The following is a 24,694-nucleotide window of genomic DNA, read 5'->3' as shown; positions in this document are numbered from 1 at the left end:
TCATGAGCGCGCTGGCACGGCTGCGCAGTCGCAGGGTCGTGCCGCAGCGCAGCCCCGGGGAACTCGACGCGATGGCCGCGGCCGGCGCGGTGGTGGCCTCCGCGCTGCAGGCGGTCCACGGAGCCGCCGTCACCGGCGCGTCGACCCTGAGCCTCGACGAGATCGCCGAGTCGGTGATCCGCGAGGCCGGGGCCGTTCCGTCGTTCCTGGGCTATCACGGATACCCGGCGTCCATCTGCGCGTCGGTCAACGACCGGGTGGTGCACGGCATCCCGTCCGCCGCGGAAATACTGGCCCCCGGCGATCTGGTGTCGATCGATTGCGGCGCGGTGCTGGACGGCTGGCACGGCGACGCCGCGATCACCTTCGGGATCGGCGCGCTGGATCCGGCCGACGAGGCGCTTTCCGCCGCGACCAGGGAATCGCTGGAGGCCGGCATCGCGGCGATGATCCCCGGCAACCGGCTGACCGACGTCGCGCACGCCATCGAAACGGGCACGCGCGCCGCGGAGTCCCGCTACGGGATCGCGTTCGGGATCGTGGAGGGCTACGGCGGCCACGGCATCGGCCGGCACATGCACATGGACCCGTTCCTGCCCAACGAGGGCTCCCCGGGGCGGGGCCCGCTGCTGGCGCCTGGCTCGGTGCTGGCCATCGAGCCGATGCTGACGCTGGGAACCGGCAAAACGCTGGTCCTCGACGACGCCTGGACCGTCACCACCGCCGACGGGTCGCGCGCCGCGCACTGGGAGCACACCGTCGCGGTCACCGACGCCGGGCCGCGCATCCTGACCCTTGCTTAGCCGCCTGAACGCTTAGCCGCCTGAACTAAAAGCCCGCTCGACTCGTTTCAGTAGTCGGAGGTGATCGAGTGGCCCGTGTGGCAGGCACGTGGAGGGCTTCCGGGGCTGCCGAGGCCGCCCTGATGAAGGCGCTCTACGACGAGCACGCCGCGGTTTTGTGGCGCTACGCGCTCCGGTTGACCGGGGACGCGAGCCAGGCCGAGGACGTCGTGCAGGAGACGCTGTTGCGGGCGTGGCAACATCCGGAGGTCATCGGCGACACCGAGCGCTCGGCGCGGGCGTGGCTGTTCACCGTCGCCCGCAACATGATCATCGACGACCGGCGCAGCGCGAGGTACCGCAACGTCGTCGGTTCGCTGGACGAAGAGGGGGCGCCCGAGCAGTCGACGCCCGACGAGGTCAACGCGGCGCTGGACCGGCTGCTGATAGCCGAGGCCATGACGCAATTGTCCATCGAGCACCGGGCCGTGATCGAACGTTCCTACTACCGCGGATGGACGACCGCACAGATTGCTGCGGACCTCGAGATCGCCGAAGGAACAGTGAAGTCGCGACTACACTATGCCGTACGGGCGTTGCGGCTCACTCTGCAGGAACTTGGAGTCACGCGATGACCATCCGCATGGTCATCGGCTCCGAATGCTTGATGGGTGACAGGAGATGGACACGATGAGGACGCCGCTACGGGGCATTGGCCCGCCCGGTGACAACGAGGTGTTTGGTGTGAAAGCCGTCGATAACGACCGATACGCGATGTGGGATGCCGCATACGTGCTCGGGTCGCTGTCCGCCTCGGATCGCCGCGAATTCGAGTCTCACATGGCCGGCTGCCCCGCATGCCGGGAGGCCGTCGCCGATCTGAGTGGCGTGCCGGCCCTGCTGTCGCAGCTGGACCGCGCGGAGGTGGCCGCGATCGACGAACCTGGTCGCGCCGCGGCGACACCCGAGATGTCTTCGGAGTTGCTGCCGTCGTTGCTGGCGACGGTGCGCTGGCGCCGGCGCCGCAGCAGGGTGGCGACCTGGGTTGCCTCGTCCGCCGCGGCCGCGGTGCTGGGGGTCGGCGTGCTGGTCGGTGTGCACGGGTATACCTCGTCGCCCGCGCAGCAGGTGGCCGCGTCCTCGCAACCGATGGCGCAGGTCGGCACCACCCTGCTGGCGTCCACGGTGCAGCTGGCCAGCCAGCACTGGGGGACGTCGATCAACCTGAAGTGCGTCTGCCTGGCCCCGCTGAACGCCCACCACGACACGCTGGCGATGGTGGTGGTCGGTCGCGACGGCAGCCAAACCCGGCTGGCGACATGGGTGGCCGAGCCCGGTCACACCGCGACGCCCGCGGGCAGCATCTCCACGCCGGTCGACCAGATCGCCGCCGTGCAAGTCGTCTCGGCCGATAGCGGTCAGGTGCTGCTGCAGCGCTCGCTGTAAAACACGGCGCGCGGTGAACTGAAGTTACCCGCGCGTCGTGTTACAGGCATGCCCAGGAAGCAGCGGGTAGTCGACCACATCGTCGAGCGACTCGCCTCGGTCGGGGTCGGCCACATCTTCGGCGTCGACGGTGCCAACATCGAAGACTTGTACGACGCCGCGCACTTCCGCTCCGAGGTCACCGCGGTGCTGGCAAAGCACGAATTTTCCGCCGCGGCCATGGCCGACGGCTACAGCCGCAGCGGGGCCGGCCCCGGCTCCGGGCTGGGAGTCGTGGCGGCAACCTCGGGTGGCGGGGCACTCAATCTCGTTGCTGCCCTTGGGGAGTCGCTGACGAGCCGCGTTCCGGTGCTGGCGCTTGTCGGCCAGACGCCCACCGCCATGGATGGCCGGGGCAGCTTTCAGGACACCAGCGGCGACAACGGATCGCTGAACGCGCGCGCGGTGTTCTCCGCGGTGTCGGTGTCGTGCGAGCGGGTGCTCACCCCGGCCGACGCCGGGCCGGCGCTGTCGAGGGCGATCGCCGCGGCGCGCACCGGCGGTCCCGCAGTGTTGTTGCTGCCCAAGGACGTTCAGCAAGGCTGCCTGGACTGCGAGCGCAACGGGTACGGCGTGCAGTATTTGCGGCCGATCGGGAACCCGGACCCGCTCGCCGGCATCCTGCGCGACGCGGACGGCCCGGTCACCATCATCGTCGGGGAGCAGGTGGCCCGCGACGACGCCCGCGGCGAGCTCGAGGCGCTGCGGGCGGTGTTGCGGGCACGGGTGGCGACCGTGCCCGACGCCAAGGACGTCGCCGGCACCCCGGGTCTGGGCTCGTCATCCGCGCTCGGGGTGACCGGCGTCATGGGCCACCCGGGTGTGGTTGAGGCGGTGGCCGACAGCGCCGTGTGCTTGGTGGTCGGCACGCGCCTGTCAGTCACCGCACGCACCGGCCTGGACGACGCCCTGGCGACGGTGCGGACGGTCTCGATCGGGTCGGCGCAGCCCTACGTCCCGTGCACGCACGTGCACACCGACGACCTGCGCGCCTCGCTGCGCATGCTGACCCACGCGCTGTCCGGGCCGGGACGGCCGACGCGGGCGCGGGTGCCCGACAGGGTCCGCCGCACCGAGTTGTCGCCGCCGCCGTTCGCGGGCCCGGGGGTGCGCTACCGCGATGCGATGGCGGTGCTGAACGGGTGCGTGCCCGACGGCGCGGACATCGCGGTCGACGCGGGCAACACCGGCGCGGCCGCGATCCATCACCTGCCGGCGCGGCGGGACGGCCGCTTCGCGGTCGCACTCGGCATGGGGGGTATGGGTTACAGCTTCGGTGCCGGCATCGGGATGGCCTTCGGGCGGGCCGGCAGCGGGCGCCCCGGCGGGCGCACCGTCGTGATCGCCGGGGACGGCGCGTTCTTCATGCACGGCATGGAGGTGCACACCGCCGTGCAGTACCGGCTGCCCGTGACCTTCGTGCTGTTCAACAACAACGCCCACGCCATGTGCGTGACCCGCGAGCAGCTGTTCTACGACGACCTCTACAGCTACAACCGGTTTGCTCCCAGCCGGCTGGCGGCCGGCCTGGCGGCGATGTTCCCCGGGCTGTGCGCGGTCGACGTGGCCGACCCCGACGCGCTTGCCGCCGCACTGCGACGGGCACTGGCGGTCGACGGCCCGGCCGTGGTCAGCGTCGAGTGCGCCGCCGACGAAATCCCGCCGTTCGCGCCGTTTTTGATTCCGACCGCCAAGGAGGCCAGGACCGATGCCGCTGCCAGCGCTTGAGGACATTCCCACGCCCATCGACGGCGTGACCCGCATCGAGACCAGCCCCCGGGAGAAGGCCACCCCGATCATCATGGACATGATGCGGTCGGTGTATCCGCACGATCAGGTCTTCGGGGAATACTGCACCGTCAACGCCTATGTCGAATGCCCGCCCGACGAGCTGTACGACTACATGGCCGACACGCGCAGCCTCGAGGAGTGGACCTATAGCCTGCGGGGTTTCACCCCCACCGAGGAGCCCGGGCTGTGGCTGGCCTACGACCGGCTCGGCTCGGAGACCGAGATCTATACGCGCACCATCGCCAACGCGCAGGCCCGCACCGTCGACTACCACTGCGCGTGGGATCAGGGTAAGCACCTGTGGATGGTCTATCTGATGCGCGTCGTCGATGCGCAGGTCGTTCTCGACAAGCCCGGTTCGGTTGTGCTGTGGACCAATTGCCATCACCCGTTCTACGACCACAACCCCTACCCGGAGACCGCACCGCCGCAGCGCCCGGTGTGGGTGGGCGACTTCTGGGAGATGTTCGGCGCCGGCCACCTGCTGGAACTGAAGAACCTCAAGGCCATCGCCGAGTATCGCCATCGCAACGGCCTGCCGGTGACGCCGGATTGGATGGCATGACATGAGCAAGCCGAGCGTCAGCCTGATCGACGTCTCCACCTATCTGCCCGGTGAGCCGATCGGCGCGGAGTACTACGAGCAATTCGTCGAAAGTGACGACCTGCGTGACCATCTCATGTTCCGCGCGCCCAAGTTCCGCCATCACGTCGCACCGGAGGAAGGTTCGATCGACATGATCGAACGCGCGGCCCACGGGCTCATCGAGCGGCACGGCCACGACGCCATCGAGGGCGCCGACGTGCTGATCACCCACACCCAGGTGCCGGACATGGCGTTCTACGGCCAAGGCGGCGGCATCGCGCACCGGTTGGGCATGCGGCCCTCTTGGGTGCTCGACCTGAACAACGGCGGGTGCGCGGCGTTCGTGCTGGCGCTCAACGTGGCCCGCAAGCTGCTGGCGGCGGGGGAGGGGCGCACCGCGCTGATCGCCATCGCGCAAAACGCCGCGGGGCAGTTCTTCGACCAGCCGACGATTCGGCGCAAGGCGCAATCGGCGGTGCCCGGCGACGGGGCGGCGGTGGCGCTGGTGACGCTGTCCGACCAGTCGCCCATCCTCGACGTCGAGTGCCGCACCTACGGCGAATACGCCGGTGAGATGACGCTGTCCTACGACCCGCCCCGCAAGTGGTGGCAGGCCGGGCCGGGCGAGGGCAGCATCGGGTTCACCGAGAGCAAGATCACCAAAGTGCTGGCCCGGGGCAACCGGCAGGTGCCCGAGGTGGCGTTCGCGGTCTGCGACCGAATCGGGATGGCCCCCAAGGACATCGATCTGCTCGTCACCAACCAGCCCAATCGGGTGTTTCTGCGCAATTGGCGCGACGCGCTGGAATTGCCCCCCGAGCGCCATCGGGACACCTTCGAGGAGTGCGGCAATCTGTTCGGCGCCGGGATCCCGATCAACCTCGACCGTGCGATCTCCGACGGTCAGGCGAAGGCGGGCGATGTGGTCTTGATGGCGGCCTTCGCCCACGCCGGCGACTTCGCCGGCGCGGCGGCGGTGCGCTGGGGCGGGCGAGGCTGATGCAACCCGTCCGCGGCCCGTTCGCCGCCGAGCTCGACGACGCGTTCCCCACCGCGATCGATCCGCTTGCCTTGTCGCTCAACGAGAATCCGTTCCCGCCGCTGCCGGCGGTGCGGTCGGCACTGATCCGCTCCATCTATGCGGTCAACCGCTACCCCGAGTTCCTGCCCGAACGGCTGCGCGGCCTGATCGCCGCCCACGTCGGCTTGCCCGCCGACCAGGTGGTGCTGGGCGCCGGCGCGACCGGGGTGGCGCTGCAGGCCCTGCAGGCGCTGACCGCACCGGGTGACGTGGTGGCGATGGCGTCGCCGACCTTCGACGGCTACCCGATCATCGCTGCGATGGCCCGGCTGAACTCGCTCACCGTTCCGCTCGACGAGGACGGCCACAACGACCTGGACGGGCTGGCCGACGCCGCCGCCGACGCCCGGGTGGTGGTGGTGTGCCGCCCGCACAACCCGACCGGCACGCTGGAGCCCGCGGCCGGCCTCGTGCGGTTTTTGTGCCGGGTGCCGCGCGACACCGCCGTGCTGCTCGACGAGGCGTACATCGAATTCGCCGCGCCCGAGCACCGCGTCGACGTCCCCGCGTTGCTCGGGCGCTTCCCCAACGTGGTGGTGGTGCGGACGTTCTCCAAGGCGTACGGGCTGGCGGGATTGCGGATCGGCTACGGCCTGGCGTCCCCGGAGCTCGCCGCCGCCCTGTGGTCCCAGCAGCTGCCGTTCGGGATCGCGCTCACCAGCCTGCTGGCGGTCGCCGCCTCCTATGAGGCCGAAGACCAACTGCTGCAACGGGTTCAGGCGATCAACGCGGAACGCCGCTATCTGCGGATGCGGCTGAGCGCGTTGGGCGTCTACACCACCGACGCCCACGCGAACTTCATGTACCTGCCCTCGAGGGGTGGGCCGTGGCATGAGGTTTTCGCGGGCAGCGGCCTGCATGTCCGTCACTACGCGGACGGCGGCGCGCGGATTACCGTGGGCAACCGCGCGTCGACGCTGGCCGTGGTCTCGGCGATAGGAAAGGCGACGGTGGGGCCGCAGATGCGGTAAGAAGGGGCGTGGCCGCATCGAGCTCCAAGCGGGATCCGATCGCCGCGGCGCGGGCCAACTGGGAGCGCGCCGGGTGGGGAAACGTGTCGCAGGGCATGGTCGCGGTCACCTCGGTGATGCGCGCGCACCAGATACTGTTGGCGCGGGTGGAGAACGCGCTGCGGCCCTACGACTTGAGCTTCTCGCGCTTCGAGTTGCTGCGGCTACTGGCGTTCAGCCGGAGCGGGGCGCTGCCGATCACCAAGGCGTCCGATCGCCTGCAGGTGCACGTCACCAGCGTGACCCACGCCATCCGCCGGCTGGAGGCCGACGGGCTGGTGCAGCGGGTGCCGCACCCCACCGATGGGCGCACTACGCTGGTGCAAATCACCGATCTCGGGCGTTCTATCGTCGAGGACGCTACCGTCACGCTCAACGAGCGGGTGTTCGCCGACATCGGAATCGAGGCCGCCGAATCGGAGGCGCTGGTGTCGTCCATCGAAACCTTGCGGCGCAACGCGGGTGACTTCTCGGACTGAAACGAGAGAAAGGCAGGACAAGACAGTGGACCCATTAGTTGCGCACCAGCGCGCCCAGGAGGCGTTCGCCGCCGTCCTTGCCCGCGTCGGCCCCGACCAGCTCGGCGCCCCGACGCCGTGCACCCTGTGGACGATCGGGGATCTGATCGACCACGTCATCGGCGGCAACGAGCGCGTCGGGCTGTGGGCGGCCAACCCCACCCAGCCGGCGGCCCGGCCCGATGACGCGGTGGCCGCCCACCGGGCCTCCGCGCAGGCCGCCCAAGACGTCTTCGCCGGACCGGACGGGATGACCGCGATGTACAAGCTGCCGTTCGGGGATGTCCCCGGACAGGTCTTCGTCGGGATGCGCACCTCCGACGTGCTGACCCACGCGTGGGATCTGGCGTTTGCCACCAACCAGTCCACCGACCTCGACCCGGAGCTGGCGGCCCAGCAGCTCACCGTCGCGCGTGCGTTCGTCAGGAACGAATTCCGCGGGCCGGGCCGGCCCTTCGGCCACGAGCAGTCCTGCTCGCCCGAGCGGGCGCCCGCCGATCAGCTGGCGGCTTTCCTGGGGCGAAAGGTGCAGTGAGGCAAGCCCTTCAGGCGGTGCCGCCGCGCAGGGCCTCGATCACCGCGCTGAAGTCCTTGTCCGCGTGGGAGGCGGCGAATTTGGCGTAGATCTCCGCGGCGTGGGTGCCCAGCGGCGCCGCCGAACCGGTGGAGGTCACCGCGTCCATCGCCAGACCGAGGTCCTTGTTCATCAGCGCCGTCGCGAAGCCCGGCCGGAAGTCGTTGTTGGCCGGTGACGTCGGAACCGGGCCGGGCACCGGGCAGTTGGTGTGCACCGCCCAGCAATTCCCGGTCGCGCCGGTGATGACGTCGAACAGCGACTGCGCCGACAGCCCCAGCTTCTCGGCGAGCACGAACGCCTCGCCGACCACGATCTGCTGCACCGCCAGCACCATGTTGTTGCACACCTTGGCCGCCTGGCCCGCCCCGGCCGCGCCGCAGTGAATGACCTTGCCCGCCATGGGTTCCAGCACCGGCCGGGCGCGCTGCAGCGCCGACTCGTCGCCGCCCACCATGAACGCGAGCGTCCCGGCGACGGCGCCCTTCACCCCGCCCGAAACCGGAGCGTCCAGCTGTGCGACCCCGTGCTGCTGTGCCAGCGCGTGCACCTCGCGGGCGTCGTTGACCGAGATCGTCGAGCTGTCGATGAACAGCGCGCCGTCCCGGGCGGCGGGCAGTACCTCGGCGTAGCAGCGTTTGACGATGTCGCCGTTGGGCAGCATGGTGATGACGACGTCGGCCTCGGCCACCGCGTCGGCGGCGCTGTCGAGAACGGTGACGCCGCCGGCGGTCGCGGCGGCCGCCGCCGCGGGTACCGGGTCATACCCGCGCACCGCGTGGCCGGCGGCAACCAGATTGGCCGACATGGGCCCGCCCATGTTGCCCAACCCCAGGAACGCGATCGATGCCAACGGATCCTCCTACGCGCTCGCCCGCAGGCGGCCGGCCTCGGCCCGGCCGATGACCACCCGCATGATTTCGTTGGTGCCTTCCAGGATTCGATGCACCCGCAGGTCGCGGACGATCTTTTCCAGACCGTACTCGCGCAGATAGCCGTAGCCGCCGTGCAATTGCAGCGCCTTGTCCGCGACCTCGAAGCAGGTGTCGGTGACGTAGCGCTTGGCCATCGCGCACAGCTCGACCTTGTCGGGGTCGTCGTCGTCCAGCGCATTCGCGGCGCGCCACAACATCATCCGCGATGTCTCGAGCCCGGTGGCCATGTCGGCCAGGGCGAACCGGATGGTCGGCTCGTCGAGCAGGGGGGAGCCGAAGGCCTGCCGCTCGCGCACGTAGGCGCCCGCCTTGTCGAACGCGGACTGCGCGCCGCCGAGCGAGCACGCCGCGATGTTGAGCCGACCGCCGTTGAGGCCGTTCATCGCGATGCCGAAGCCGGCGCCCTCGCCGTCCGCGCCGCCCAGCATGGCGTCGGCGGGCACCCGCACGCCCTCCAGGATGACCTGCGCGGTGGGCTGGGCGTGCCAGCCCATCTTCTCCTCGAGCGCCCCGAAACTCAGTCCGTCCGTGCCCTTTTCGACGACGAACGCGGAGATGCCGCGCGGCCCCTCCCCGCCGGTCCTGGCCATCACCACGTAGACGTCGGAGGCACCGGCGCCGGAGATGAACTGCTTGACGCCGTCGAGCACGTAGTCGCCACCCTGCTTGACGGCGCGGGTGCTCAACGCGCCGGCGTCCGACCCGGCGCCCGGCTCGGTGAGGCAGTAGCTGGCGATGACGTCCATCGAGGCCAGCCGCGGAACCCAGAACTTGCGTTGCTCGTCGGTGCCGAAGCTGTCGATCATCCACGCGCACATGTTGTGGATGGACAGGAACGCGGCGGTGACCGGGTCGGCGATGGCCAGCTGCTCGAAGATGCGGACGCCGTCGAGCCGGCGCAGCCCGCTGCCGCCGACGTCCTCGCGGCAGTAGATCGCCGCCATGCCGAGCTCGGCGGACTCGCGCAGCACGTCGGTCGGGAAGTGCTTGGCGGCATCCCAATCCAGCGCGTGCGGGGCGATTCGCTTGGCGGCGAACGCGGCCGCCGTCTCGGTGATGACCCGCTCGTCGTCGTTCAGGGTGAACATGGCCCTAATTCATTGTCGGGATGACGAATTCGGCGCCGTCCTTGATGCCGGACGGCCACCGCGAGGTGACGGTCTTGACCTTGGTGTAGAACTGGATCGACGCCGGGCCGTGCTGATTGAGGTCGCCGAAGCCGGAGCGCTTCCAGCCGCCGAAGGTGTGGTAGGCCACCGGCACCGGGATCGGCACGTTGACACCCACCATGCCCACCTGCACCCGGGACACGAAGTCGCGGGCGGTGTCGCCGTCGCGGGTGAAGACCGCCACGCCGTTGCCGTACTCGTGCTCCGAGGGCAGCCGCAGGGCCTGTTCGTAGTCGTGGGCGCGCACGATGCACAGCACCGGCCCGAAGATCTCGTCGGTGTAGATCGACATCTCGGGGGTGACGTGGTCGAACAGGGTGGGGCCGATGAAGAAGCCGCCCTGCAGGTTGGCGTCACCGAAGGTCAGGTCGTCGCTGGTGCGCTCGCGCCCGTCGATGACCAATTCGGCGCCCGCCTCGACGCCCTGGCCGATGTAGTCGCGCACCCGCGCCAGCGCGGCCTCGGTGACCAGCGGACCGTAGTCGGCCTTGGGGTCGAGGCTGTGGCCGACGCGCAGGTTGTTGATCCGCTCGATCAGCCTGGCGCGCAACCGGTCGGCGGTCTGCTCGCCGACGGGCACCGCGACGCTGATCGCCATGCAGCGCTCGCCGGCGCTGCCGTACCCGGCGCCGATCAGCGCGTCGACGGCCTGGTCGAGGTCGGCGTCGGGCATCACGATCATGTGGTTCTTGGCGCCGCCGAAGCACTGTGACCGCTTGTCGGTGGCCGCGGCCGTGGAGTAGATGTAGTGCGCGATGTCGGCGCTGCCGACGAAACCCACGGCCTTGATGTCGGGGTGGTGCAGGATGGCGTCGACGGCCTCCTTGTCGCCGTGCACCACCTGGAAGACCCCCGGCGGCAGGCCCGCCTCGACGAACAGCTCGGCCAGCCGCACCGGGACCGAGGGGTCGCGCTCGCTGGGCTTGAGCACGAAGGCATTTCCGCACGCCAGCGCCGGCCCGGCCTTCCACAGCGGGATCATCGCCGGGAAGTTGAACGGCGTGATGCCGGCGACCACGCCCAGCGGCTGGCGCAGCGAGTAGACGTCGATGCCGGGGCCGGCGCCCTCGCTGTATTCGCCCTTGAGCAGGTGCGGGATCCCGATGGCGAACTCGATGACCTCGATACCGCGCTGGATGTCGCCGCGCGAGTCGGCCACCGTCTTACCGTGCTCGAGGGACAACAGCTCGGCCAGCTCGTCGGTGTTCTTGTTGACCAACTCGATGAAGCGCATCATCACCCGCGCGCGGCGCTGCGGATTCCATGCGGCCCAATCCTTTTGGGCCTCGACGGCCGAGGCCACCGCCGCATCCACGTCGGCCTTGCCGGCCATCGGCACCTTCGCCTGCACCTCGCCGGTGCTGGGGTTGAAGACATCGGCGGTGCGGGTGGACTCACCGGGGGTGCGCTTCCCGTCGATGTAGTGCGGAATCTGTGTGGTCATGGGGCCCTCGAGTGTCGTTGACGCGCCTGAGCGGATACTTGCATATCCTAGTAAGTGTGGCCCGCCGTCCGCAAGGTGACGGACCGCCCACCTTGCCGCGCGGCGGCCGTCCCGATCCCCCCACCTGAACTTCCGGCGGTTCCGGAACGTGTTAGTTCTGGGGGCCCGAGGTCCCCGGCACCCAAAAAACGCACGACGGGAGATCGCGGATGACGACAGAGACCCGGCAGCGCCCGGACACCGTTGTCATCGGCGCGGGGCCCGCCGGCCTGGCCGTCGCGCGCCAGCTGGACCATCAGCACGGCATCAAAGCGCTCGTCGTCGACCGCGCCGCGGCTCCGGCGATGTCGTGGCGCACGCGCTACGACAACTTCCGGCTCAACACCACCGGCTTCCTGTCGCATTTGCCCGGGCAACGCATCCCCTTGAACGCCGGCCGCTGGCCGACCAAGGAGGACATGGTCCGCTATTTCGACCGCTACGTCGAACGGCAAAACATCGCGGTCAGGCTCGGATGCGAGGTCCACCGCGTCGACCGGGTCGGGAACGCCTGGCGACTCGACACCTCGTCCGGTGAGATCCGAACCGCGGCAATCGTCCTCGCGACGGGCAACTACGGCGCGCCCGCCCTCCCCGCCTGGCCCGGGTTCGGCCGCTTCAACGGCGAGATCGTGCATTCCGGGGACTTCACCAACGCCTGGCCCTACCGCGGCCGTGACGTGCTGGTCGTCGGCGCGGGCAATTCGGCCGCCGACATCGCCGTTCAGCTCGCCAGCGACGGTGCGCGACGGATCTGGCTCGCGGTGCGCACGCCGCCGCACCTGGTGCGCCGGGCCATCGGGCCGTTTCCCTCGGATATCTTCCTCGAGCTGTTCTCGAGGGTTCCCGCGCGCGTGGTCGATCCGGTGATCGCGCGGATGAACCGGCTGATGTTCGGCGACCTGTCGGCCTACGGCTTCGACCGGCCGACGCTCGGCCTGAAGGCGACGGTCCAGATGCGGGGCCGCATCCCTACGCTGGCCGACGAGCTGGTCGGCCAGGTGCGGATCGGGCGCATCGAGGTCGTCGGCGCCGTCGCGGCGCTCTCGGCCGACGGCGTGGTCCTCGCCGACGGCACGTCCGTGGCTCCGCAGGTGATCATCGCCGCCACCGGGTTCGGCACGGATCTCGAGGGCTTGGTCGGGCATCTCGGCGTCCTCGACGGGCACGGTCACCCCGTCGGCGGCTTCGCCTCACACGTCGGCGACGGGATGTTCGCGATCGGGTACGGCATTCCGCCCAACGGTCCGCTGCGGGCGATCCGCATGAACTCGACGCCACTGGCCGCCGAAGTCGCGGCCTACCTGAAGCGAATCGCTTCATCCACCCGCGAGCCGCGTGCCGATGTGCCGGTGGATCTCGCGGCATCGGGCCAGAAAACCAGAGGGACACGATGATTTCACTTCCCACCGCAAAGGCCTTCCCCCGTGGCGCGGACGGTTACGAAAGCGCACGTCGGGCCACGGTGTGGAACGGGCTTGTGCCGGAACGCTTTCCCGACATCATCGTGCAGGCGCACGAGACCGACGACGTGGTCGCGGCGATCCGTTATGCGCGGGCCTACGGATATCAGGTCGGCATACGTTCGGGCGGTCACAGCTGGACGGCCAGCCACCTGCGCGACGGCGGCCTGCTGCTCGACGTCAGCCGCCTCGATCAGTGCGCCGTCGAACCGGACCGGATGACCGCTGACGTCGGCCCGGGCAAGGTCGCCAGCGAGTTTGCGACCGAACTCGACGCGCAAGGGCTGTTCTTTCCCGCCGGCCACTGCGAGGGCATCTGCCTCGGTGGCTATCTGCTGCAGGGCGGATACGGCTGGAACAGCCCGGTGCTCGGGCCGGCCTGCGAGAGCGTGCTCGGGCTGGAGGTCGTCACCGCCGACGGCGAACTGATCCACTGCGACCCCGAAAACCATCCGGACCTGTACTGGGCGGCGCGCGGGTCCGGACCGGGCTTCTTCGGCGTGGTCACCTCGTTCAAACTGCGGGTTCACCCACGTCCCGCGGTCTGGGGCACCTGCCTGTACATGTATCCGATCGAGGTCGCCGACGAGGTGTTCGCCTGGGGACGCTCCCTCATTCCCGAGATCGACGACCGCGTCGAACTGCAGATCCACACCGGGCGCAGCTTTCCGGGGGCCGGGCTGGACCAGCCCGGCATCACGATCGCCTCGCCGGTGTTCGCCGACTCGGAGGAGGAGGCGGCCAAAGCCCTTGCCCCGCTCGGGACTTGCCCGGTCATCGATAAGGCGATCGTCAGCCTCCCGTATGCGCCGGCGACGCTGGCCAATTGGTACACCGCCGTGATGACCAGCTACCCGAGGGGGCACCGGTACATCGCCGACAACATGTTCACGTCGGCCTCCGCCGAGGCGCTCCTGCCGGGCATCCGCAAGATCATCGAGACCATGCCGCCGCACCCCTCGCACTTCATCTTCACCGGCTGGAGGACCGACCCGGCGCGCGCGGACATGGTGTACGGCGTCGAAGACGAGGTCTACATGGCGCTTTACACCATCTGGCAGGATCCGGCCGACGACGACCGGTACCGCGACTGGGCCGCGTCCAACATGGCGGCGATGTCGCACCTGGCGACCGGCAGCTCGCTCGCCGACGAAAACCTGTGCCGGCGTCCGTCGCGATTCATCGCCGAGTCGAACATGGCGCGGCTCGACCGGGTGCGCTCGGCCTACGACCCGGAGAATCGATTCCACAGCTGGCTGGGCGGCGTCTGACGACGACCCGCTGATGAACCTTGCGGGCGCTTAGCTCGTTTCATCAGCATGGACGCGCGCTAAGGGCCGCAAAGAGGGTCAGAGCCCCCTATCGGCGGCCGACCAATATCTGAAATCCCTGAAATAGCTTGAATACCACGATATCCCAGGAAATGGGGAGTAATAGGATGATGCCGCTTTGGCGGCCCGGGGCGCCGCCAGTCGGTCACCTGCCCGGGCATGACGAATACGCGATGTGGGATGCCGCATACGTGCTGGGATCGCTGTCGTCGGCCGAACGGCGCGAGTTCGAAGCGCACCTGGGCTACTGCCCGTTGTGCCGCGGCGGCGTTGGCGAGCTCAACGGCATTCCGGCGCTCCTGTCGCAGCTGCGTCGCGGCGAGTTGACCGCGATCGACGAGGACGACGGCGGCGACGCGGCATCGCTGCCGACCGCTGAGTTGTTGGCGTCGTTGCTGGCCAAGGTCGCATGGCGGCGGCGGCGGTCGCGCATCGCGACGTGGGCGGCCGGGACCGCCGCAGCCGCGGTCCTGGCGATCGGCGTGTTCCTCGGCCTTGCCGGCCAATCCTCGACCACCGGACCGGCGCCGCGGGCGAACGAGTCGGTTCAGCCGATGGCCCAGGTCGGAACGGACAAGCTGGCCTCGACGGTATCCCTGAGCGGCCAGCGGTGGGGAACGTCCATCTCGATGAACTGCGTTTGCCTGGCCCCGCTGAACGCCCATCACGACACGCTGGCGATGGTGGTGGTCGGTCGCGACGGCAGCCGCACCCGGTTGGCAACCTGGGTGGCGAACCCGGGCCGCACCGCGGTGCCCGCCGGCAGTACTTCAACACGTGTAGATCAAATCGCTTCTGTCCAAGTGATTTCCGTCGATGACGGCGAGGTCCTTTTGGAGCGGTCGCTGTGAATCTTTCGACCCCGGGTGAACTGAAGTCACCCGGGGGTCGTGTTAGAAGCAGATACCCAAGTTAGGTGAGCAGATGCCCAGGCAACACAGGGTGGTCGACCACATCGTCGAATACCTCGCGAGAATCGACAGCGATTACATCTTCGGCGTCGACGGCGCCAATATCGAAGATCTTTACGACGCCGCACATTTCAATTCGGACATCACCGCGGTATTGGCGAAGCACGAGTTCTCCGCGGCCACGATGGCCGACGGGTATAGCCGCAGCGGCGCCGGTTTGGGCGTGGTGGCGGCGACATCCGGCGGAGGCGCGCTGAATCTCATTCCGGGCCTTGGGGAGTCATTGGCCAGCCGGGTGCCGGTGTTGGCATTGGTGGGTCAGCCCGCTACCACGATGGATGGTCGGGGCAGTTTCCAGGACACCAGCGGCCGCAACGGTTCCCTGGACGCCGAGGCGCTGTTCTCTGCGGTCTCGGTCTTTTGCCGGCGGGTCCTGACGCCCGCCGACATCGTTTCGGCGTTGCCCAGCGCCATCGCGGCGGCGCGCGCCGGCGGCCCGGCGGTGTTGTTGCTGCCCAAGGATATTCAGCAGGCGAAGGTGGACATCGATGGCTACGGAGGTGGTGATCGGCGCGGCGCGGAGCACCCGGGGGCGAGCATCGGCGATCCGCACCCGATCGTGCGCGCCCTGCGGCGAGCGAAGGGGCCTGTCACCATCATCGCCGGCGAACAGGTCGCGCGTGACGACGCCCGGGCCGAACTCGAGGAGTTGCGCGCCCTGCTGCGTGCCCAGGTGGCATGCGTGCCCGACGCCAAAGATGTCGCCGGCACGCCGGGTTTCGGTTCCTCTTCCGCGCTCGGCGTGACGGGTGTGATGGGTCATCCCGGTGTGGCCGACGCGGTCGCCGCGAGCGCCGTGTGCCTGGTGGTCGGCACCCGGCTGTCGGTGACGGCCCGCGCCGGCCTCGACGACGCGCTCGCCGCGGTGCGGACGGTCTCGCTCGGCTCCGCCGCGCCCTACCTGCCGTGCACGCATGTGCACACCGAGAATCTGCGGGGTTCGTTGACGATGCTGACCAGGGCGTTGTCCGGGCCGGGGCGGGCACGGGGGCTGCGCGTGCCCGATTTCGTTGCGGGCACAGAGCTCAGCCCACCATCCTTTGCCGGCACGGGCGTGCGTTACCGGGACGCCATGGTGGCGCTGGACAGCGCGTTGCCCGGCGGGACCGACATCGTCGTCGACGCGGGCAACACCGGCGCGGCCGCGATCCATTACCTGCCGGCGCGGCGGGACGGCCGCTTCGCGGTCGCACTCGGCATGGGGGGTATGGGTTACAGCTTCGGTGCCGGCATCGGGATGGCCTTCGGGCGGGCCGGCAGCGGGCGCCCCGGCGGGCGCACCGTCGTGATCGCCGGGGACGGCGCGTTCTTCATGCACGGCATGGAGGTGCACACCGCCGTGCAGTACCGGCTGCCCGTGACCTTCGTGCTGTTCAACAACAACGCCCACGCCATGTGCGTGACCCGCGAGCAGCTGTTCTACGACGACCTCTACAGCTACAACCGGTTTGCTCCCAGCCGGCTGGCGGCCGGCCTGGCGGCGATGTTCCCCGGGCTGTGCGCGGTCGACGTGGCCGACCCCGACGCGCTTGCCGCCGCACTGCGACGGGCACTGGCGGTCGACGGCCCGGCCGTGGTCAGCGTCGAGTGCGCCGCCGACGAAATCCCCCCGTTCGCGGCGTTCCTCAACCGCAAGCCCGCCAATCACGTGGCCGAACAACAGATCACACCGCAAAAAGGAGAACCGATTACATGTCCATAGCAGCGCTTGACGATATCGCCGTGCACAGCGGCACCACCCGGCCGATCGAGGGAGTGGTCCGCATCGAGACCTCGCCGCTCGAGGAAACCGCCCCGATGTTCATGGCGAAGATGCGATCGGTCTACCCGCACGACGAGGTCTTCGGGCAGTACTGCACGGTCAACGACTACGTCGACTGCCCACCCGACGAGCTGTTCGAATACCTGGCCGACACCCGCAGCCTCGAGGAGTGGACCTACACCCTTCGCGACTTCACCCCCACCGGGGAGCCCGGGCTCTGGTTGGCCTACGACCGGTTGCTTCCGGACACCAAGATCTACACGCGCACGGTGTCCAACGCGCAGGCCCGCACCGTCGACTACCACTGCGCCTGGGACCAGGGCGAGCACCTGTGGATGATCTACCTGATGCGGGTGCTCGACGCACAGGTCGTGCTCGGCAAGCCCGGTTCCGTTGTGCTGTGGACCAATTGCCGCCACCCCTTCTACGACCACAACCCGTATCCCGAGGCCGCCCCGCCGGAGCGCACCGGCTGGGTAGGCGACTTCTGGGACATCTTCGGAGCCGGCCACGGGCTGGAACTGAACAACCTCAAGTCAATCGCCGAGTACCGGCACCGCAACGGCTTGCCCGTCACGCCGGAATGGATGAGCACCTCATGAACCGACCCACCGTCAGCCTGGCCGACGTGTCCACCTACCTGCCCGGCGAACCGATCGGCGCCGATTATTACGCGCAGTTCGCTGGCTCGGACGACCTGGCGGCCAACCTGATGTTCCGCGCGCCCAAGTTCCGCCATCACGTCGGCCCGGACGAAACCGCGACCGACATGATCGAGCGCGCGGCCCAGGGGCTGATCGAACGGCACGGCCACGACGTCATTGCCAACGTCGACGTGCTGATCACCCACGCGCAAATGCCCGACATGCCGTTCTATGGCGGGGGGGGCAGCATCGCGCACCGGTTGGGCATGCGCCCGAGCTCGGTGCTGGATCTGCACAACGGTGGCTGCGCGGCGTTCGTGCTGGCGCTCAACGTGGCCCGTCAACTGCTCGCGTCCGGACAGGGGAGCACCGCGCTGGTCGCGATCGCCCAGAACGCCGCCGGCCAGGCCTTCGACCAGCCGGGGGTGCGGCGCAAGGCGCAGGCCGCGGTCCCCGGTGACGGCGCCGCCGTCGGATTGGTGACGCTCTCGGATGAATCCCCGATCCTGGATGTCGAGTGCCGCACCTACGGCGAATACGCCGGTGACATGACGCTCGCCATCGACCCGCCCCGCAAGTGGTGGCAGCCCGGGCCGGGTGAAGCCTCCATCGGGTTCACCGAATCCAAGATCACCAAGGTGCTTGCGCGGGGCAATCGGCAGGTCCCCGAGGTGGCGCTGGCCGTCTGTGATCGAATCGGCTTGGCGTCCAAGGACATCGACCTGCTGGTGACCAACCAACCCAACCGGGTGTTCCTGCGCAATTGGCGCGAGGCGCTGGAGGTTCCCGAATCGAGACACGTCGACACTTTTGACGAGTGCGGCAACCTGTTTGGCGCCGGCATCCCGATCAACCTGGATCGCGCGATATCGGACGGTCGGCTGAACGCCGGTGACGTCGTGATGATGGCCGCCTTCGCCCACGCCGGCGACTTCGCGGGCGCGGCGGCCCTGCGCTGGGGAGGACGAAGCTGATGTTGCCCTTGCTGGCGGCGAGCCCCGTCACCGCCGAGATCCTCGATGCGCTGCCGATCGCGAGCGATCCATTCGCCTTGTCGCTCAACGAGAACCCGTTTCCGCCGCTGCCGGCGGTGCGCTCGGCGCTGATCCGCTCCATCGACGTCGCCAACCGGTACCCGGAGTTCCTGCCCGAACGGCTGCGCCGCCTGGTCGCCGGTCACATCGGGGTGTGCGACGAGCAAGTGGTGCTCGGAGCCGGCGCCAGCGGAGTCGTGATGCAGATCCTGCACGCGATGACGCGGCCCGGCGATCGGATTGTGCTGAGCGAGCCGACTTTCGACGGGTACCCGATCTTCGCCCGGATGGCCCGCCTCACACCGGTCACCGTTGCGCTCGACGCTCGCGGCCACCACAACCTGGGCGCCATGGCCGAAGCGGCGGCGGACGCCCGCGTGGTGGTGTTGTGCCGGCCCCACAACCCGACGGGCACCCTGGAGCCCGTCGCGGACGTGCAGCGATTCCTGCGGCAGGTGCCGGACGACACGATCGTCCTGCTCGACGAGGCCTATATCGAGTTCGTCTCCCCCCGGCTCCGCATCGACGGACCCGACCTGATCCGGCAATTCCCGAACGTCGTTGTGGTGCGGACCTTCTCGAAGGCCTATGGCCTGGCCGGGCTTCGCGTCGGGTACGGGTTCTCTTCACCGGCGCTGGCCGCGACCCTGTGGGAGATGCAGCTGCCGTTCGGCATGGGCATCACCAGCCTGGTCGCGGTCGCGGCGTGCTACGACGCCGAAGACCAGTTGCGGCAACGCGTCCTGCGGATCACCGGTGAGCGCGACTTCCTGTCCCGGCGCCTTCGCGCGAAGGGCGTGTACACCACCGGCGGGCACGCCAACTTCGTTTACCTCCCCGCCGTCGCGCGAGCATGGCGAGAGGTGTTCGGCGACACCGGGCTGACGGCCCGCTACTACCCCGACGGCGCCGCCCGGATCACCGTCGCAAGCCGCGCGTCTACGAGAGCGGTGCTGGCCGCGGTGGACAGGGCGCGGGGCTGATCGGGATGCCGGGGACCGAAGTGAGCCATTCCAACAAGCTCAGGATCCTCATCGTCGGCGCCGGCGTGGGCGGCATCTCCGCCGCCCGGGGATTATTGCGTGACGGACACGACGTCACCGTCTTCGAACGGCGACCGGAGGTGACTGCGGGCGGCGGCGCCGTGACCATCTGGTCCAATGGCTCGACCGTTCTGCGGCAGCTGGGGGTCGAGATGGATGGGGCCGGTCAGCCACTGTCCACGGTGCGGGTGAACACACCGAGCGGCCGCTCGGTCGCCACCGTCGACCTGACCGCGATCATCGACCGGCTGGGAGCGCCGGTTCGGATGGTCCCGCGTCGAGTCCTGCTGGAACGGCTGTTGGAAGGCTTTCCGCTCGATCGCATCCGCTGCAACAGCCGTGCGGCCGGGGTGGTCAACACGGACAACGGAATTCGGATCGAGTTCGAAGACGGCTGCTCGGCCGACGGAGACCTGCTGATCGGTGCGGACGGCCTGCACTCGATGGTTCGCGGCGTCGTCGGTGCGCCACCGGCGAAATCGACCGGCTGGTGCAGCTGGCAGGGGCTGGTCAGCCTGCCCGACATCGGCGACAGGCACGCCGCTCAGATGATCATCGGCGAGCACGGAAACCTCGGACTGTGGCCGGCCGGAGGTTCGCAGCTGCAGTGGTGGTTCGACCTGCCGTGGTCGCACGACTTCGTCAGACCACAACGCCCGATCGAGATGATCCGGTCCCATTTCGGGGGATGGTCGGAGGCGGCTGACCGCGTACTCGCGGCGTTGACCGACGGGGATCTGGCCCCTTCGCCGTTCCCCCATTTCCGGCATCCGATTCCCGGCCCGGGGCACGGGCCGGTCACGTTGCTGGGCGACGCCGCACACACGATGCCGCCGACCCTGGCGCAGGGAACCAATCAGGCGCTGCTCGACACGATGGTGTTGTGCCAGGCGCTTTCGCATCCCCGCACGGGCCGCGGGGGGGCACGCGGCAACGTCCGGGATCTCTCGGCCGCGCTGCGCTGGTACGAGAACACCAGGCGACGCAAGGTCGGCGCGGTGTCCTGGGTGACCACGCAGCAGGTCTCCCGCAGCGAGTCCGCGCTGAGGCCGGCGGGGATGATCTCGGACCGCGTCATGACCTGGGCGCTCACGACGTTTCTGTGCGCGGTGAGTCACCGCCGGATCTCCGCCAAGGTCAGCAGTGACCTCGCGGCGACCCCCCGTCTTGTCGATGCCACATGACGTCTTCGACCAACACGGCCGCCGACAGGACCACCAGGGTGCCGCCCGCCACGCTGGCCCGCGCCGTGGAGTGGATTCGCCACCACCTGTACCGGCTGCATCAACGGCTGACACCCGCGCCGGCCGCGATGATGGAGCTGATCATTGCGAACTGGACATCGCAGGCCATCACCGCGGCGGCCCAACTCGGCGTCGCCGACGCCCTGGCGGACGGCCCGCTGCCGATCGAGCAGCTGGCCGCCCGGGTGGGCGCCGACGCGGACGCGCTGGGCCGGCTGCTGCGGGCGTTGATCGGCAAGGGCATCTTCCGTCATCGCCGCGACGGGCGCTACGAGCTGAATTCCCTTGCCGCAACGCTGCGTTCGGATGCGCCGATCTCGATGACGTGGGCGGCGCAGTTCTACGGCTCGGCCGAACAGCGCGAACGCTGGACCCTGCTGGTCGACTCGATCCGCACCGGAAGGACGGTCGTCCCGGCGTTGCGCGGGGAGGCGAGCTTCGACTACTTCGACCGGTACCCCGAGCTCGCCAACCTCTTCAACCGCACGATGACGAGCGTTTCGGCGCTGACCGACGGGCCGGTGGTCGCCGGCTACGACTTCGGTGCCTACCCCACGATCGTCGACGTGGGCGGCGGGCACGGACCGCTGCTGGCCGCCATCCTGGCGGGAGCGCCTGCGTCGCGGGGCGTACTTTACGACCTGCCCCACGTGATCGCCGAGGCCCCAAAGCTGTTGCGCGAGAGCAACGTCGCCGACCGCGTCCGCCTCGCAGCGGGTTCTTTTTTCGACAGCGTTCCGTGCGGCGGCGATGCCTACATCCTCAAGAACATCGTCCACGACTGGCCCGACGACAAAGCGGTGCAGATCCTGCGTAACGTGCGCGCCGCGGCCGGCCCGCACGCCACGGTGCTGCTGGTCGAACTGGTCATTCCCGGGCACGACCGTGACTTCCCGGGAAAGTGGGTGGATTTGGAAATGCTGCTGAACCTGGGGGCCCGCGAACGCACCGCCTCCGAGTACCGAGATCTACTCGGCCAGGCCGGATTCCGAGTCACCCGGGTGGTGCACACCGCTGCTCCGCTCAGCGTGGTCGAGGCCCGGGCGGCGTGACCGCGACCGCCACGATGGCGGCCGGGTTAGCCTTGACCCCGTATGCACACCATCGATGCCGACTACCTGGTGGTCGGGGCGGGCGCCATGGGCATGGCGTTCCTCGACACGCTGCTCACCGAGACGCGGGCCCGCGTGGTGCTGGTGGATCGCCACCACCAGCCGGGTGGGCACTGGACCACGGCGTACCCGTTCGTACGGCTGCACCAGCCGTCGGCGTTCTACGGCGTCAACTCGCTGCCCCTGGGTAGCGACGCCATCGACCAGGTCGGCTGGAACGAGGGGCTTTACGAGCTGGCGACCGCCGGTGAGGTCTGCGCGTACTACGACCACGTCCTGCGCCGGCGCTTCCTGCCCACCGGCCGCGTCTCCTACTTCCCGATGAGCGAGTACCGCGGCAGCGACGGATTACGGGGCCGCTTCACGACGCTCGGCGGGGCCGACTACGCCGTCGACGTCACGCGCCGCGTCGTCGACGCCACCTACATGCGCGTCGAGGTTCCCTCGATGCGCCCGCCCCCGTACGAGGTCGCGCCCGGCGTCACGTGCGTGCCGCCCAACGACCTGCCGCGGCTCGCGGCCCGTGAGCGCTACGTCATCGTCGGGGCGGGCAAGACCGGCATCGACACCTGCCTGTGGCTGCTGGGGCAGGGCATCGCGGCGGACCGGCTGACCTGGATCATGCCGCGGGACTCATGGCTGCTGGATCGCGCGACGATCCAGCCGGGATCGTTGTTCGCCGACCGGATCAAGGCCGCCTTCACCGCCCAGCTGCGGGCCGTCCGGGATGCGACCTCGGTCGAGGATCTGTTCTCCCGCCTCGAGGACGCCGGCACGCTGCTGCGGATCGACCCGGCGATCCGCCCCACCATGTACCGCTGCGCCACCGTCACCCACGCCGAGCTGGAGCAGCTGCGGCGCATCACCGACGTCGTGCGCATGGGCCACCTGCTGCGCGTCGACGGCGACGGAATGGTCCTCGAGGGCGGCGCCGTCCGCACGGAGGTCCCGGCGCTGTACGTCGACTGCACCGCCGACGGGGCCGAGAAGCGGCCCGCCACACCGATCTTCGGTCCGGGCCACATCACGTTGCAGAGTGTGCGTGGGTGCCAGCAGATATTCAGCGCGGCGCTGATCGCTCACCTCGAGACCGCCTGCCCCGACGACGCCGCGAAAAACGCGCTATGCCCGCCGCTGCCGCATCCCGACAGCGACCTGGACTGGTTGCGCGTCGCGCGGGCCGACTACGGCAATCAGCTGCGCTGGCTCGACGACCCGGACCTGACCGCCTGGCTTGCCACGGCGCGCCTGGACCTGTTCGGTCATCTGATGGGCCATCTGCTGGCGCCGGCGTCGGCGAAGCCCCGGGTGCGGGATCGGATCCTGCGCATCGCCCGCTCGGCGCTATCGACCACGGCCGGCAAGCTCGACCAGCTGATGGCCGCCGAACTCTCCTGTAACCCGAGCTGATACTTATCGGTGAAGGAGGCACGTGGCGGCTCACAACGAACCCGGCCCGCGTCCGCTGCGCGCGGTCCCCGATGACGGCTATCCCGACTGGGAGGCCGTGTACTCCGACAACGCGTCCTGGGTGTACCGCACGCTGTTCGCCCGGGTGGGCAACCGCGCCGACGCGGAGGACCTCACCGCCGAGGTCTTCCTGGCCGCGCTGCGGCCGCTGCGCCTGACCGCGAGCGTCGGCGAGGTCCGCGCCTACCTGCGGGCCACGGCCAGGACGGTCCTGGCCGCGCACTGGCGGGAGACGATGGGCCGGGAGATAACCTCGATCGACGACATAGAACAACCACCCGAGAGCGAGGAGGCGATCAGCACCGCGCCCCAGCGGGTCGCCCGGGTTCTCGACAGCCTGCCGGACCGGTATCGCCAGATTTTGGAAATGCGTTTCTTGCAAGGCAATTCGATCAAGGAGTCCGCCGCCGAACTTGGAATCAGCGTCGCCAACGCCAAAGTGCTCCAGCACCGGGCCCTGCGGCTGGCGGCACAGGTCAACGATGGAGGTCAGCGATGAACGCGCGAGGGTTGCGCCGCTATGTCGACGACCTGTTGCGGGGCCGCCGGCCCAAGCCGTTTGCGCCCGACGACTTCGAGGCCGCGCAGATCCGGACCGCGATCGAGCTGCGCGCGGCCGGGCAGGGCGATGATGAGCCGCGGCAGGAGTTCCTCAGCGACCTGCACGCCCGGCTCGCCGAGCAGATGAACGGCGCGCCGGCGCCGGCGCCGACCAGGCATCCCACGACGCGCCGCCAGGTCATCGTGGGCACGTCGGCGGCCGCGGCCGCCGCCGCGGCGGCGGTCTCCATCGATCGGGCGCTGATGAAAAGCCCCGCCGAAGGTCCGGCTGTCGCCGGGGAACTCACGCCCTACGACGGAAGCTGGCAGCGCGTCGCGGCCAGCTCGGAGGTGCCCGACGGCGTCATGCACCCGTTCGACCTGGGCTCGGTCACCGGATTCGTCCGCCGCGTCGACGGCAAACCCGAAGCGGTATCCGGCGTCTGCACGCACCAGGGGTGCCGGCTGTGGTTCGACGCGCCGGAGGGCGCGCTGCGCTGCCCGTGCCACACGACGTCGTTCTCGCCCAGTGGCAAGGTGCTCACCCACCAGCTGCCCATCTCGCCAAAGCCCTTGCCCGCGCTGATGGTTCGCGAGGTCAACGGCGTGATCGAGGTGTTCGCCCCGCCGCGCCGCGAGGTGTAACCCGCCGCCCTATCTCTTGGC

24 protein-coding genes are annotated in these 24,694 nt (G+C 69.4%); 21 read left to right on the top strand and 3 right to left on the bottom strand.

The features are described 5' to 3' along the window. Nucleotides 1-2: 2 nt before the first annotated feature. From map to MTAB308_RS11445, 9 genes are all read left to right on the top strand, one after another. Entirely contained in the window at nt 3-803 is an 801-nt protein-coding gene (gene map, locus MTAB308_RS11485; RefSeq protein WP_077099544.1) for a type I methionyl aminopeptidase, read from the top strand. A gap of 68 nt (nt 804-871) precedes the next feature. Continuing rightward, entirely contained in the window at nt 872-1,417 is a 546-nt protein-coding gene (locus tag MTAB308_RS11480; protein ID WP_077099543.1) for a sigma-70 family RNA polymerase sigma factor, read from the top strand. A 46-nt stretch (nt 1,418-1,463) separates the two neighbouring features. After that, a complete protein-coding gene (locus tag MTAB308_RS11475) occupies nt 1,464-2,228 on the top strand; it encodes an anti-sigma factor family protein (RefSeq protein WP_077099542.1) in 765 nt (254 codons plus the stop codon). A 48-nt stretch (nt 2,229-2,276) separates the two neighbouring features. Then, nucleotides 2,277-3,995: a thiamine pyrophosphate-binding protein gene (locus tag MTAB308_RS11470; RefSeq protein WP_077099541.1), complete on the top strand. Its 1,719-nt coding sequence runs from the start codon at nt 2,277-2,279 to the stop codon at nt 3,993-3,995. After that, nucleotides 3,976-4,623 carry an SRPBCC family protein gene (locus MTAB308_RS11465; protein WP_077099540.1) on the top strand — a complete coding sequence of 216 codons (648 nt, stop codon included), beginning with the start codon at nt 3,976-3,978 and terminating at the stop codon, nt 4,621-4,623. Before MTAB308_RS11470 ends, MTAB308_RS11465 begins: the two co-directional genes overlap by 20 nt. A gap of 1 nt (nt 4,624) precedes the next feature. Continuing rightward, a complete protein-coding gene (locus MTAB308_RS11460; protein ID WP_077099539.1) occupies nt 4,625-5,644 on the top strand; it encodes a 3-oxoacyl-ACP synthase III family protein in 1,020 nt (339 codons plus the stop codon). Next, nucleotides 5,644-6,696: a pyridoxal phosphate-dependent aminotransferase gene (locus MTAB308_RS11455; protein ID WP_077099538.1), complete on the top strand. Its 1,053-nt coding sequence runs from the start codon at nt 5,644-5,646 to the stop codon at nt 6,694-6,696. Before MTAB308_RS11460 ends, MTAB308_RS11455 begins: the two co-directional genes overlap by 1 nt. Before the next feature lie 8 nt (nt 6,697-6,704). Then, nucleotides 6,705-7,214, top strand: coding sequence for a MarR family transcriptional regulator (locus MTAB308_RS11450; protein WP_077099537.1), 510 nt, complete (start codon nt 6,705-6,707; stop codon nt 7,212-7,214). Between the two features lie 25 nt (nt 7,215-7,239). Continuing rightward, nucleotides 7,240-7,788, top strand: a complete 549-nt coding sequence (locus MTAB308_RS11445) for a TIGR03086 family metal-binding protein (protein ID WP_077099536.1) — start codon at nt 7,240-7,242, stop codon at nt 7,786-7,788. A 10-nt stretch (nt 7,789-7,798) separates the two neighbouring features. On the opposite strand, the gene mmsB is transcribed toward MTAB308_RS11445, so the two are convergent. From mmsB to MTAB308_RS11430, 3 genes are read right to left on the bottom strand one after another with little or no spacing between them, the layout of a single operon-like run. Further along, nucleotides 7,799-8,680, bottom strand: coding sequence for a 3-hydroxyisobutyrate dehydrogenase (gene mmsB, locus MTAB308_RS11440; protein ID WP_077099535.1), 882 nt, complete (start codon nt 8,678-8,680; stop codon nt 7,799-7,801). A 9-nt stretch (nt 8,681-8,689) separates the two neighbouring features. Continuing rightward, entirely contained in the window at nt 8,690-9,850 is a 1,161-nt protein-coding gene (locus MTAB308_RS11435; protein ID WP_077099534.1) for an isobutyryl-CoA dehydrogenase, read from the bottom strand. A gap of 4 nt (nt 9,851-9,854) precedes the next feature. Further along, nucleotides 9,855-11,375 carry a CoA-acylating methylmalonate-semialdehyde dehydrogenase gene (locus tag MTAB308_RS11430; protein ID WP_077099533.1) on the bottom strand — a complete coding sequence of 507 codons (1,521 nt, stop codon included), beginning with the start codon at nt 11,373-11,375 and terminating at the stop codon, nt 9,855-9,857. Nucleotides 11,376-11,584: 209 nt separating this feature from the next. Here MTAB308_RS11430 and MTAB308_RS11425 point away from each other — a divergent pair, with 209 nt between their 5' ends. The 12 genes from MTAB308_RS11425 (at nt 11,585) to MTAB308_RS11370 (ending at nt 24,673) form a co-directional block, all read left to right on the top strand. After that, nucleotides 11,585-12,811 carry a flavin-containing monooxygenase gene (locus MTAB308_RS11425; RefSeq protein ID WP_083746507.1) on the top strand — a complete coding sequence of 409 codons (1,227 nt, stop codon included), beginning with the start codon at nt 11,585-11,587 and terminating at the stop codon, nt 12,809-12,811. Further along, nucleotides 12,808-14,148 carry an FAD-binding oxidoreductase gene (locus MTAB308_RS11420; RefSeq protein WP_077099532.1) on the top strand — a complete coding sequence of 447 codons (1,341 nt, stop codon included), beginning with the start codon at nt 12,808-12,810 and terminating at the stop codon, nt 14,146-14,148. The genes MTAB308_RS11425 and MTAB308_RS11420 overlap by 4 nt, the downstream gene beginning before the upstream one ends. Nucleotides 14,149-14,315: 167 nt before the next feature. Beyond that, nucleotides 14,316-15,059 (top strand): anti-sigma factor family protein, encoded by a 744-nt coding sequence (locus MTAB308_RS11415; protein WP_108637275.1) that lies wholly within the window; start codon nt 14,316-14,318, stop codon nt 15,057-15,059. A 73-nt stretch (nt 15,060-15,132) separates the two neighbouring features. Then, a complete protein-coding gene (locus MTAB308_RS11410; RefSeq protein ID WP_077099531.1) occupies nt 15,133-16,881 on the top strand; it encodes a thiamine pyrophosphate-binding protein in 1,749 nt (582 codons plus the stop codon). Next, a complete protein-coding gene (locus tag MTAB308_RS11405; protein WP_077099530.1) occupies nt 16,872-17,543 on the top strand; it encodes an SRPBCC family protein in 672 nt (223 codons plus the stop codon). The genes MTAB308_RS11410 and MTAB308_RS11405 overlap by 10 nt, the downstream gene beginning before the upstream one ends. Further along, nucleotides 17,540-18,559, top strand: a complete 1,020-nt coding sequence (locus MTAB308_RS11400; RefSeq protein WP_077099529.1) for a 3-oxoacyl-ACP synthase III family protein — start codon at nt 17,540-17,542, stop codon at nt 18,557-18,559. Before MTAB308_RS11405 ends, MTAB308_RS11400 begins: the two co-directional genes overlap by 4 nt. Continuing rightward, nucleotides 18,559-19,602: a pyridoxal phosphate-dependent aminotransferase gene (locus tag MTAB308_RS11395; RefSeq protein WP_077099528.1), complete on the top strand. Its 1,044-nt coding sequence runs from the start codon at nt 18,559-18,561 to the stop codon at nt 19,600-19,602. The genes MTAB308_RS11400 and MTAB308_RS11395 overlap by 1 nt, the downstream gene beginning before the upstream one ends. Nucleotides 19,603-19,622: 20 nt before the next feature. Further along, nucleotides 19,623-20,846, top strand: a complete 1,224-nt coding sequence (locus tag MTAB308_RS11390; RefSeq protein WP_245831373.1) for an FAD-dependent oxidoreductase — start codon at nt 19,623-19,625, stop codon at nt 20,844-20,846. Continuing rightward, nucleotides 20,843-21,958, top strand: a complete 1,116-nt coding sequence (locus MTAB308_RS11385) for a methyltransferase (protein ID WP_077099526.1) — start codon at nt 20,843-20,845, stop codon at nt 21,956-21,958. Before MTAB308_RS11390 ends, MTAB308_RS11385 begins: the two co-directional genes overlap by 4 nt. Before the next feature lie 42 nt (nt 21,959-22,000). Continuing rightward, nucleotides 22,001-23,428, top strand: coding sequence for an NAD(P)-binding protein (locus tag MTAB308_RS11380; RefSeq protein ID WP_077099525.1), 1,428 nt, complete (start codon nt 22,001-22,003; stop codon nt 23,426-23,428). Nucleotides 23,429-23,450: 22 nt separating this feature from the next. Next, on the top strand, nt 23,451-23,987 hold the full coding sequence (locus MTAB308_RS11375) for an RNA polymerase sigma factor (protein ID WP_077099524.1): 537 nt from the start codon (nt 23,451-23,453) through the stop codon (nt 23,985-23,987). Next, the gene (locus tag MTAB308_RS11370; RefSeq protein WP_077099523.1) at nt 23,984-24,673 is read left to right on the top strand and encodes a Rieske (2Fe-2S) protein; all 690 of its coding nucleotides are present in this window, start codon (nt 23,984-23,986) and stop codon (nt 24,671-24,673) included. Before MTAB308_RS11375 ends, MTAB308_RS11370 begins: the two co-directional genes overlap by 4 nt. Nucleotides 24,674-24,694 lie beyond the last annotated feature (21 nt).

Origin of the sequence: Mycobacterium terramassiliense (assembly GCF_900157385.1) — a bacterium.
GTDB lineage: Bacteria > Actinomycetota > Actinomycetes > Mycobacteriales > Mycobacteriaceae > Mycobacterium > Mycobacterium terramassiliense.
The sequence above is the reverse complement of the archived record's forward strand: the minus strand, read 5'-3'. Positions and strand labels throughout refer to the sequence as shown.